At 38.5% G+C, this 11,430-nt stretch carries 8 protein-coding genes and 1 pseudogene; 5 read left to right on the top strand and 4 right to left on the bottom strand.

Annotated features, from left to right (window positions below; translation table 11 throughout):
* Positions 1 to 216, top strand: a pseudogene (locus AC19MV_RS22520) (IS3 family transposase); the annotation flags it as partial.
* Here the strand turns inward: AC19MV_RS22520 and AC19MV_RS22515 are convergent.
* Positions 213 to 1,073 carry a hypothetical protein gene (locus AC19MV_RS22515; protein ID WP_432339127.1) on the bottom strand — a complete coding sequence of 287 codons (861 nt, stop codon included), beginning with the start codon at positions 1,071 to 1,073 and terminating at the stop codon, positions 213 to 215. The pseudogene AC19MV_RS22520 and the gene AC19MV_RS22515 sit on opposite strands and share 4 nt — an antisense overlap.
* 253 nt (positions 1,074 to 1,326) lie before the next feature.
* On the opposite strand from AC19MV_RS22515, the gene AC19MV_RS22510 reads away from it, so the two are divergent.
* On the top strand, positions 1,327 to 2,286 hold the full coding sequence (locus tag AC19MV_RS22510; RefSeq protein ID WP_498309994.1) for an adenine nucleotide alpha hydrolase family protein: 960 nt from the start codon (positions 1,327 to 1,329) through the stop codon (positions 2,284 to 2,286).
* A 17-nt stretch (positions 2,287 to 2,303) separates the two neighbouring features.
* On the top strand, positions 2,304 to 2,600 hold the full coding sequence (locus AC19MV_RS22505) for a hypothetical protein (protein WP_498309993.1): 297 nt from the start codon (positions 2,304 to 2,306) through the stop codon (positions 2,598 to 2,600).
* Positions 2,601 to 2,725: 125 nt separating this feature from the next.
* On the opposite strand, the gene AC19MV_RS22500 is transcribed toward AC19MV_RS22505, so the two are convergent.
* The 3 genes from AC19MV_RS22500 to AC19MV_RS22490 all read right to left on the bottom strand — a co-directional run bounded on the left by AC19MV_RS22500 (position 2,726) and on the right by AC19MV_RS22490 (position 5,725).
* A complete protein-coding gene (locus AC19MV_RS22500; protein WP_188738050.1) occupies positions 2,726 to 3,766 on the bottom strand; it encodes an IS481 family transposase in 1,041 nt (346 codons plus the stop codon).
* A 79-nt stretch (positions 3,767 to 3,845) separates the two neighbouring features.
* A complete protein-coding gene (locus AC19MV_RS22495; protein WP_498309992.1) occupies positions 3,846 to 4,607 on the bottom strand; it encodes a 3'-5' exonuclease in 762 nt (253 codons plus the stop codon).
* Between the two features lie 32 nt (positions 4,608 to 4,639).
* Positions 4,640 to 5,725: a coiled-coil domain-containing protein gene (locus AC19MV_RS22490; RefSeq protein ID WP_182771565.1), complete on the bottom strand. Its 1,086-nt coding sequence runs from the start codon at positions 5,723 to 5,725 to the stop codon at positions 4,640 to 4,642.
* 249 nt (positions 5,726 to 5,974) lie between these two features.
* Between AC19MV_RS22490 and AC19MV_RS22485 the strand changes: the two genes are divergently transcribed.
* Both AC19MV_RS22485 and AC19MV_RS22480 read left to right on the top strand, forming a co-directional pair.
* Positions 5,975 to 10,993, top strand: coding sequence for a helicase-like domain-containing protein (locus AC19MV_RS22485; RefSeq protein ID WP_498309991.1), 5,019 nt, complete (start codon positions 5,975 to 5,977; stop codon positions 10,991 to 10,993).
* Between the two features lie 13 nt (positions 10,994 to 11,006).
* Positions 11,007 to 11,318, top strand: coding sequence for a hypothetical protein (locus AC19MV_RS22480; protein WP_498309990.1), 312 nt, complete (start codon positions 11,007 to 11,009; stop codon positions 11,316 to 11,318).
* The last annotated feature ends 112 nt before the right edge of the window (positions 11,319 to 11,430 follow it).

Here is an 11,430-nt window from a genome sequence, read left to right as displayed (position 1 = left end):
AATTGGTACAACAATGAGCACAGACATAGTCGTATCAAATTCGTGACACCGGCACAACGTCATCATGGTGAAGATAAAGCGATATTGGCAAAACGCCGTGAGTTATACAAAAAATCGCAAAAAATTAACCCTAACCGCTGGTCAAATGGCACCAGAAACTGGGATGAAATCGGTGAGGTGGAGTTAAACCCAGAGAACAAAAAAGAAGCAGCTTAACAGCTTAGGCGACAACTACCTTGAAAAACGCCGGTTATGAGACCGTGAAGGTGCACAAGTGTCATTTCAATTGAACCGACTTCTTTAAGTGTAAAAATTAGAGTTTTTTGCTCATCTATACTTAAGGGGCGAAGAGTTCCGCCGTCGATAATTTTTCCTTCAAAAGCTGCATTTTTTATATTTGCGTGTTTAATACCATGAACTTGAGATACATCAGAACTAATTACTCTATGATTTATATAGTTACCAGACTGTCCCCTATATTGAATATACCTCTCCTTCTCATCCCAAGGAGGGTATTGAAATTTAATTTTTTCTGTTTTGATTAAATAGCGATAAAATGAAACTAGATTCAACATTGTTACCTTTATAGTATTTGCTGAAATTTCTCTTATTTTCATCTTTTCATTCAGCATGAATCTATATCTACGTAAAGGGCTTTTTGCTCTCGATTTACATTCTTTGAAATTAATCTTCTCTGCAACGATGAACTCTGAAAAACCCTTGATAGATAGAGCTTTCCTATAGAGTTGCTGGTATGAAGGTAAAGCCTCAAACTTGTGAGTATTCTCTATTAAGCTCATAAGATAACAATTAGCTTCTTCCCAAGGGCTTGAGTCATGCAAGAGAATTATAGGTAGATGATTAAATTTAGTATGGTTTTGTTTTTTTTGGCAAGCGAAAACTTCGGTGTTTAAACTGCCTTGTTTTTTCTTATATGACAGTTTCTTAATTACATCACAACTTTCAATAAGTCTTGTTGTGAGTACAGGACGATAGAACCTAAAAGTTGGTATGACTACCAATCTCGGCTTTTCTCCTGCTAAATGTAATTCATACAATTTATTTAAATCCATGGATTCTCACGTAAATAGTTCCCCAATTTAAATGTCACAATAATGTAACAGCTGAAGTCGTTTTTGTCTATTTTTTGTACATGCTGAGGTTGTGCATCAAAAAGTTTTAAAGGAAATACTTGTCCATTATTTTTTATCTTATCGAATGCTCCATATTCATATTAACTTATATGTAGGCAGAGGTAAGCTACTAAGAACACCCGAAACCACTTCAAACGCGAGAGATTGCGCGTATTCATGGAAGATTCAACCCATGAAAGCCTTTTTAAAATCATTATCAGATAAATACCAAACGGACAAAATCTTGTCGGTATCGGGTTTACGTGATGCAGAAAGTGCAGTGAGAAAATCAAACTTACAAAAGCGTAATGAAACGAGCCATACACCCGTTATGACTGAACTAGGCTGGACCCTTGCGATAATCAAAGATTGGTCATTAAGCGATGTTTGGCAGTTGTTTTCGATTATCGATGATGGTGATATTGAAAGTTACAGTGATAACTTCCATTACATGAAAAAACACTATTCTGCCGGTAATGGTGGCGTATGCGACTTGTTCGCAGGAAACTTGGCTCAAAGCAAAAGCTGCGGCAGTAGATTTGGTTGTTTTCTATGCGCGCTTAACAAGGATGATTCTTCACTTGAAAACCAGATGGACACAGACCCAAAAACTTACGGATTTATGCGTCCTCTTAACGATTTAAGAACCTACATGATCAATACGCTATATGATTACTCTAACCGTTCAACATTGGGGCGCAAGCTGACAAAAGAAGGTTACATAAAAGTGGGATTAAACCAGTATAGCCTCGAATACCGAATGGACTTATTGAGATTTATACTCACAATCCAACAGGAATCATATGAGCGTTCTGGTAATCACACTATCGATCTTGTTGATTACAGAGAGTTATTAGCGATTCAGTATGCCTGGGCACGTGAAGGCGGTGAAGAACAAGCTGGGATGGCGCTCAAAATCTGGCATGACGTTGTAAATGAAGGAATGCGGTACCCAATCCCAAAAACCAGTTATACAGAAAAAAAATTTACACCCAAATACATGTATTTTCCATTGATGAAATTCGTTGAGGGCAATAAACCGGTTGGTTTAGATGACGAAGGTTTGGATCACCAGTTTAAATCAATTGAGCGCATGTTTAAGCGCGACGGGGAGTCTCATAGGGTTGTGCGTTACACCGAGTCGAAGTGGTAACAAAAAACGCATTTGCCATGACTTTTGTAGAAGATTTTTATTTAGAGTTGAAAGAAGATGGACATCTAGATAACAAATGCCCGACCGTTATGCTTAAACAGCTTCTTGAATCTGGAGTTGTCACTTTGGCCAAAGGCACGATTGGCCGAGTTCACGATGATGCTAGGCGAGCTCAAGCGTTAAATAGCTTGCGCTGTACTGTTGGTATCCCAATCACGGAGGCCATAACGATGTTATCCGTTTCAGAAAATGTCATGAAGGAAGAAATTGCCTCAAGAAAATTATCTGGTACAAGACAGCAATCACTTTTTTAACATGAGTATTCGCTACGGCTAAGAGCCCGTTTTTTAAACAGCTTAAATTTCTCGAAATTGTTTATTAACGTGTACTAGCTCAGACTTGATCTGACAGTTACCCATTCTAATTGGTGTCTGTCAGCTTAGATTTGAGCTAAGTTTTTTTCGGCCCAAATCTGTTTTCCATCGAGTAATGTTTCAAGCGGAGTTCTTCCGCAGCACATTTTACCTTGATGTGTTCGGTTATTGTTGTAGTAATTTATCCATTCGTCTAGATCTTTTTGCAACACTTCTAAACTGTCATAGAGCTTTTTGCGGAACGTAACTTGATAAAACTCATTTAAAATAGTTTTATGGAACCGTTCACAAATACCATTGGTTTGCGGTGACATCGCCTTTGTTTTTGTATGATCGATATCATTTATTGCAAGGTATAACTGATAGTCATGCTGTTCAACTCGACCACAATACTCTGTGCCTCTATCGGTCAATATTCGCAGCATAGGCAGCTCATAATGCTCGAAATAAGGCAGTACTTTATCATTGAGCATATCAGCAGCTGTAATCGGTGTTTTCGTCGTATAAAGCTTAGCGAATGCTATCTTGCTATAGGTATCGACAAAGGTTTGTTGGTATATCCTGCCCACGCCTTTTAGGTTACCAACGTAGAAGGTATCTTGTGAGCCAAGGTAGCCTGGATGCTGGGTTTCTATCTCACCACAGGCTTCATCGTCATGCTTTTTCTTCTCAAGTGCTGCGACTTGAGCATCAGACAAGATGATCCCTTCATTTGCGACTTTTTCTTCTAACGCTTTCAGCCGCTTTTTAAAGTTTTCTAGATTGTGTCTGAGCCAAATTGAACGAACACCACTGCCTGAAACAAAAACACCGAGCTTTCGAAGTTCATTGCTTGTTCTGTGCTGGCCATGTGCTGGGAAGTCTATCGCGTACTTGATAACCGATTGTTCGGTGGCGTCATCAACACGATTTTTAAGATTGGGTGTTCTACGTGTTTTTTCTATTAGGGCGTCAATACCACCATCTTGAACGAGTTCTTGATAGCGATAGAAGGTATCTCGAGATACCCCCATGACTTTACAAGCTTTGGATACATTACCGAGTTCTTCAGCTAAATTCAGTAAACCTGCTTTGTGTTTAATGATTGGATTGTTAGTATGCAACATGAGAGTTACCTTTTGGTTTTGATTAAAAGATTCGACACCTTTATCAAAACGGGTAACTCTCACTTTTTCAAGTGAAATGTCAGATCAAGTCGAGACTAATACAATTAACGGGTTTAAATAAATACCCAGACCCACCGTATGTATCACAACAAACGCCAGCAAATTCGTATTTGTGTATCTCTTTTAATGAGATCTGACTTAATGTCTTGTAACCCGAAGGCCTATTTTGTGCGCCAAAATCTGGATATTCAATCCAATTATCAGGAATATACGCCAATTTTTTTGCTTTAATTTTTCTGCGATATTCTCTGCTTTTACGCCTTTTTTCGCGCTGAAGTTGTTCCTCAGCAATTTCTAGCTTCATTTTGTTGTTTAGGCGGCGAGTCAGTTCACAATCGCCAACCGCACTATGCAGTATGACATCCGCTGTGTATATGAGTAAGTCATCACACGCATCAACCAGCTTACGCCTTTTGCCATTATTGAATTTATGAGCATACCCAAGCATGACGCATGACGCATTAATATCAGGCATTTGGAGCCCATAACGCTTAGATGTTTGTTTAAGTAGTCTTAAATCAAACTCAGCATTATAAATCAAAACTGCTTCTGCATTTTTGAGCGTTTCGCAAACTTTATCAAAGACTTGAGGAAAGGTTGGGGCGCAACTTAAATCATTCTTTGTAATGCCATTAATTGCGGATACTTCAGTAGGGATGTCTCCCTGGCACTGGATTAATGTATCTATGAGAACACTTCCGTTATCGTTGATCACCCCTATTTGAATAATTTCTGCCTCATCATTTAACCCGTTGGTTTCGGTGTCCAGGTATACATTCATGCTCATTCCTCGACGTAATCATCTGGATACATTTACTTTTTCGCTTTCATTGAGTTTTTTAGCTCTGCAAGCTCTCTTTCGCGCAGCACTAACACATGTTTGATTTCACCCATTTTTTCAGTTAAGCGCAGCAATTCAGCTTGAGCGCTTTCATCGTCTCTAGTAACTCGCTCAAGCTTTGCTCTCAACTCACGTTGCTCACGGTCTTTTTCTTCAACCATTAATCTTAAAGAGGATTCATTTTTAATTGCGATTTCATATTGATTTAGGCTGCTAACAACTAAATCATCTTTTGAAATGATTTTTTCTTTCGCTACGGCCAATGCTTGAGCCGCTTGGTTGTACTCGATGCTTAACGCTGATAGTGATTCTTCTAATTTTGATATTTTCGACTTCGCTTCTTCTTCCGATGATTTGGCTCGGTCTTTAATTTCAACCACCAATGCGTTATTGCTCTCAAGTTTAAGCTGGGCTTTGGCCAATTCAGTACGCTGCTGCTCGGATATTTCACGTAACTCATTATTTTTCAATGTAACGGAATCTATTTGGTTTTGAAGCTGTTCCGCTAACGCCTTTTTCTCATTGTTTAAGCGTGACTCTAAATCTGTCATTTGGCGCTCTAATCGGTCTGTGGCTGCCGACTTGTCTTTTTCTAATCGCTCTACTTGTTGTTTTGCGTCCCTGGTAATCAAGGATATTTCATTCTGTAACTCGCGGACCAGCTCGTTTAATTCGTTATTTTTATCTTGTAGAGCGATAATCTCTCCATCTGCCTTTTCAAGTCCCAATACAGCTGAATCTCGTTCTTCAGTGAGTTCGACTAACTTCTCGCTGTACTCATTCTTTGCATCAGTGTGAAACCTGGCAATCTCAGTGACAAATGCGTTTTGAAAAGCATCGCTAAATCCAAATGAATCAAACAGCGTTTTTTTAGAGTTCTCTAAATCTGTTCGCCATTCTTTATGATATTTGTGCACCGTTGATGTGCTCTTTACATCTGGCAACAAAGAAAGGACTGTACGAATTTTTACTCTCGTGTTTTCCGCATATAGTTGATTACAGATTTTAAAAACTCGTTCTCTAACGGATAACTCAGTTGAAAATGCATCGTTACTCATAGCGGTATGCCTACTTAAAAATAATTGTTCAAATAATACTCTTCACCTTCTTGTTCGTCAACAATGTTGTTCGCTGAACATTGTTCGTTCGTTCGAAAGTATATTTACATAAAGCTATGTTTAATATCGAATAACAAATAAGTGGTACAGAACATTATTCAATTTTGTTCGCCATTAATCATGCCAGTTGCCTGTTTTGTTCGCCATGTTCTTATATGGGTATGTCAAATCAATTTAGACGGGTAGAAAATGGAATCTGTTAGATCATTAGAGTATGTGGGTGGACAAATGGGGTTCTTTTTTGGTTCCGAAAGTGAACTTTCAACCTATATAGCTAAAACACAAGAAAACAAAAAGCTTAATGGCCGAGTGCAGGTAAAAGCTAATAATTTCTTACACAGATTTCCTTTGTCTAAAATAGGTATGGTTACGCGGTATAACATGAATATCGCTGCTATAAAAACCCTGTCAGAACTAAAACAGGCACAGGCTGAGGCAACTCATACTGAACAGGTAACACTTTCAAAATACGTGGGGTGGGGCGGTTGTGCTAATGTGTTCGATCCAACCGATATTAAATGGTCTAAACGCCACGACAAGCTAAAATCTCTTTTAACCCGCGAACAATGGGACTTAGCAAAGGCTTCAACTCTTTCTTCGTTTTACACTCCTGATTTTATTTCTGAGGCAATTTACCTCGGTCTTGTTGATGCTGGTTTGAGTTGTGGCACTTTTTTAGATTCGTCTGCGGGTGTCGGTGGATTGGTGCGAACTATGCCGGAAGCATTGTTTAATAACATGGATATTCACCTTGTAGAACAAGACGAAATTTCAGCACAAATACTCGATAAGCTATATCCCACGGCTAATATTCAACATACTGGGTTTGAAAATGCCAAGTTTGCAAAACCATTTTCGTTAGTTTTACATAACCCGCCGTTCGGCCAGTCTCCTATTTTTGATAGTACAAATAAAACCTTGAGCGGATTATCACTACATAATTATTTTCTCGCTAAATCAGCGACTTTATTAGCTAAAAACGGGTGGATGATAGCTATTGTATCGCGCTCTTTCATGGATTCATCATCTACAAAAGCGAGAGAACTTGTAGGTCAATATGCGACGCTTAAAGCGGCTATTAGACTGCCAAAGCAAGTGTTTGAGGTAAGCACTGGTGCAAATGCAACAGTGGATGTTCTATTGTTTCAACAAGGGGCTGAAACGAACCCTGTTTGGTTTACTGCAAGCAATGTTCATGACGTAAATAATAATGAATACACATTAAATGATTACTTTGCAGCTAACCCTGACAAAATTCATGGAAAAATGTTAGTTGGTGAATCGTTCCAAGGTAATAGTGTTCATTGTGTTGGAGATAAGAATTTTGAGAATGTTTCAGTAACGGCTATCAAATCCATGTTTTCAGGTTTGAAGTTTGACGGTGAAACATCGTTTGAATCTCATGCTAATAATGTCCCGCTGGCTGGTCATGAAGTTGTTGAAGCAGCAGGGACACGTGAATACTCGTATGCCGTTGGAGTTGATGGCGAAATTTACCAGTTAATAAACGATATTTGGACCACGACAAACTTAAACGGAAGCAGTAAGGCGCGTTTAACGGGTTTGTGTGGTATTCGCCATAGTTTAATGACGTTGCTTGATGCTGAACAAGAAGATAAACCTGTAAATGAATTGGACTCAATGAGAGAGCAGCTTAATTACCGATATGATCGTTTTGTTAATGATTTCGGATTTATTCATGATGCTTCAAATCAAAGAGTGGCTAAACTAGATCCAACTAATTACAACCTCTTATCACTAGAGCTTAATTATTCAGCCGGACTCACCAAAGCGGCGGCTAAAAAACTTGGCCTTACAGCAGTTAACCCATCAGCCAAAAAAGCAGAGATATTTTCTCAACGTATTTTAACACCTTGGGCGCCTCCGACTCACGCAAGCTCAATTGATGATGCTCTAATCGCATCAGTCAATGTCTACGGTCGCGTTGATACTTTGTATTGTTCAACGTTATTGAATATCAGCGAACTTGAATTTATCAATCGTGCGAATGGTGACTTGATATTTAAAGATAGCGGCACATGGGTTACACGAAATGTTTACCTATCCGGTGATGTAAAAACTAAATTGTCCAACGTCCACCAGCTTGGTTTAGATAGTGACACCCAAACCTTGTATATCGATGCATTAAATACGGTGATCCCACTTGATATTTCATTTGAAAACATCAAGGTCAATCTAGGTGCGTCTTGGGTTCCGGCGAACGTGTATCAGGAATTTGTTACTATTTTGTGTGAAGGGAAAGAGGGCCGATATACTGAGATTGATTTCATGTATGCTGCAAACCAATGGCAAATCAACCTAACATGCTTACCATATCAGTTGGAGACTCGACTTGGTTCGAACTCAGCTTATCGCTTTAGCAAATTGTTTGAATGTTTGATGAATGGTAAAAGCACTACCGTAACCACTAAAGATGAAAATGGTCATCGGGTTATCAATAAACAAGCAACACTCGAAAATGAAATAAATGCAGAAAAAATTATCGGTGAATGGGATGCTTTTTTACTTGAAAGAATTGATATTCAAGAAAAACTTTCTACAACATTTAACGAGAAATTTAATCGCTTTGTTCAGTTGAAAGCCGATGGTAAAACAATTTCGCTGCCAAATTCGAATCAAGCAATCCAGCTTAGAGAGCATCAATTGAATGCGGTATATCGTGGCGTAACAGAAGGTAAGTTGCTTTTAGCTCATGAAGTAGGGGCGGGTAAAACATTAACCTTAAGTGCCATTATGAACACATTATTAAGATTGGGCCTTAAGCAACGTATTATGTGCGTTGTTCCAAACCACCTAACTAACCAATTTGCAGCGGAATATTTACAACTTTTCCCGCAAGATATTATTACGGTTTTAGATCCCGAAGATTTAAGCCCAACAACACGCCATGCGACGTTGTTACGATTAAAGACAGGCGCTAAATTGGTTATCTGTCCTGAATCATCATTTGCAGCCATTCCAGCTGATGAAGAAATAGAAAAGTCTGTTATTGAGGAAGAAGTAACCAAACTTGATAACGCGCTTTATCAAATGAAGAGCAAGGGCGACGCTAGATTTTCAGTTAAATCAATTGAGAATAAAAAGGCCAAATTAAAAGCACGCTTACAGGAATTAGCTCAAGATAATCGTAAAAAAGGCTTTAGCATTACTGAGCTGGGAATTGATGCTCTTGTTCTTGACGAAGCGCAGTATGCTAAAAATCTTCAATATGAATCAACACGTTTAAATAATGTTCGGGGTTGCGGCAATCCAACAGGTTCAAAACGTTCGTTTGATTGGTATTTAAAAATCAGAACATTAAGAAGAAACAACCATGAAAATGGTAACAACCTTGGCGTATATTTCGCCACAGGTACGCCCATTTCAAATACTCTTCTTGAATGTTACACCTTTTTAAAATTCTTAAATGAAGGCCTTCTCGAATCTCAGGATATTAATTCAATTGATGATTTTGTGTCATCATTTGCACTGGTCAGCAGTGATTTTGAGATCCAGGCAACAGGCAAAGGTTTTAAAACAGTGACCCGCTTGCGCGAATTTCGTAATTTAACCGTACTTCAAAGCCTATGGGGTTCTATTGCGGATAGCGTAAATGAAAAAGAGCTTTCTCAATTTTTACCAAAGATTTGTTTTAATGGTAAAAATTATTCTGCCATTCCACCAATGACGGGTGGTAAACCACGACAAATCGTTGTTGAAGCAACGGATGCGCAGATAAATTATACAAATCAGCTCGTTTCAAGAGCAAAAGATTTTAAAGCGAGCCCGATTAACAATGACAACATGTTATTGATTATGTCAGAGGCCAAGAAAGCGAGCGTTGATATGCGCCTTCTTGATAAGAATATTTCGCGGGACGAGTCAGGCTTAAAAATCCCTACTTGTATACAAATTACTGCGGATAAATACCACGCAACTACCAATGAACGCGGGGTGCAAATTATTTTTGTTGATATCGGCGTACCTTCAAAAGAGGGTAAGCATTCCGTTTATGACGATATAAAAAAAGGTTTAATCACTAAAGGTGTGAGTGCAGATCAGATTGTGTTTGCACAATCATTTAAAACACCTAAAGCACGTGCTGAATTGTACTCAAAACTTAATGCTGGGGTAATAAGGGTTATCATTGCTTCCACCAATACCCTAGGGTGTGGCGCTAACATCAATCAACGATTGGTAGGCATGACAATTCTAGATGCACCATTTAGACCAGCAGATCTAAAACAGCGCATTGGTAGGGCGGTTCGCCAAGGTAATTTACTTTATCAAGCAAGACCTGACTCGTTTAGTTTGGATGTTAATTTTATTGCAACAAAAAACAGCTTGGACAGCTTTTTGTTTCAATGTTTACAGAATAAACAATCGTTTATTGACAGCTTTAATTCGTCTAGAAATATAGAAAATATCGTTACAGACTTATCAAATGCTGAAATCACATTTGCTGAACTCAAAGCAGAAACAAGCGGATCTCCTTTGGTATTAGAGTTTGTTAGTTTAACTAAAACGATCCAGAGATTAGAAGCTAAACGTCATGCTTTTATACGTAATCAACGCGAAGCTAAGCTGGATATTGAACGTATTAAATCGCAATTGGCGAGTAACAAAAACTATTTAGCGGCTATAAAAGCAGATAAGGCAAGCGGTTTACATGTTCCTCAAGTTGCTGATGCATTTAGTTACATCAATGCTCATGGCGCTGAATTTGTATCGCTTCATGAAGCGTCAAGCGACATAGCTAACTATGTCGTTCCTATGGCTGAATCTATTTGCTTGGGCTTTTATCAGAACCAAAAAATTAAACTCGGTTATTTCGCCGGATACCAATTATCCATTAGCTCTATTGGTACCAAAATCAACTTATGTGTTGCAGACAGTATTGTTTATCAATTTAAGCTAGACCTCAGCAAAACCGCTAGCTTAGGCTTACAAATACTAAATACCGTCAATAATTTTATTAGAAATTATGATAAGCATATTCAACGTTATTTGGCTGATATTCGCCATGGCATAGCTACTAAAGAAGTAGCTGAAATAGCAATATCATCTACATTTACAGAAATTGATCAGTTAATCGAATGCAAACAAAGGATAATTGAGTTGAAAACTCTACTAAGCGAGCTTGAAAAAGAAGGTAATGCTGATACATCAAGCGTTACAAATAATATTCAAAGTTCTATTGCGGCTTAATTGGGTGATAAAAATGAATATCTGTCATTTTGTTGCGCAAGTGAAAGATGTTGTCAAAAACTCAGAGCTTCAATTGATTAGTCGTGGTGGCTTATATTTTGTCACCATGGCTTTTCAGGGTGAAGTAAGATGTCTGCTTAACGGTAGTCAATCATTGTTAACTGCATTGTCGATTATTCAAACAATTGCATCAGACCCGTTTTCAGAGTTCACCATTATTAAGCAGTTAGATGTTCAATTACCCAGAAATTCAAAAGAACGCTCATTTAAACGGCCAGATTTGTTGGACTGCATTGTGATCGGTGTTCATTGCGTAATACCATGATGCCGATCGGTCAATACCATTCAAGCCGATCACTTTTTTGTTCGCCAGTAGACCTCCGTAAAATCTAGCTTCAGTGATCGGCTTCAGTCAAGGTATTTAGTTTTTTTCGCAT

This window comes from Shewanella sp. MF05913 (assembly GCF_059758095.1).
This window is presented reverse-complemented; position numbering and strand designations above follow the sequence as displayed.

Bases quoted from the DNA above. Each gene is read 5' to 3' on its own strand.
- AC19MV_RS22505 (WP_498309993.1), top strand. From the start codon at position 2,304: ATGACTTTTGTAGAAGATTTTTATTTAGAGTTGAAAGAAGATGGACAT.
- AC19MV_RS22510 (WP_498309994.1), top strand. From the start codon at position 1,327: ATGAAAGCCTTTTTAAAATCATTATCAGATAAATACCAAACGGACAAA.
- AC19MV_RS22495 (WP_498309992.1), bottom strand. From the start codon at position 4,607: ATGAATGTATACCTGGACACCGAAACCAACGGGTTAAATGATGAGGCA.
- AC19MV_RS22490 (WP_182771565.1), bottom strand. From the start codon at position 5,725: ATGAGTAACGATGCATTTTCAACTGAGTTATCCGTTAGAGAACGAGTT.
- AC19MV_RS22500 (WP_188738050.1), bottom strand. From the start codon at position 3,766: ATGTTGCATACTAACAATCCAATCATTAAACACAAAGCAGGTTTACTG.
- AC19MV_RS22485 (WP_498309991.1), top strand. From the start codon at position 5,975: ATGGAATCTGTTAGATCATTAGAGTATGTGGGTGGACAAATGGGGTTC.
- AC19MV_RS22480 (WP_498309990.1), top strand. From the start codon at position 11,007: ATGAATATCTGTCATTTTGTTGCGCAAGTGAAAGATGTTGTCAAAAAC.
- AC19MV_RS22515 (WP_432339127.1), bottom strand. From the start codon at position 1,073: ATGGATTTAAATAAATTGTATGAATTACATTTAGCAGGAGAAAAGCCG.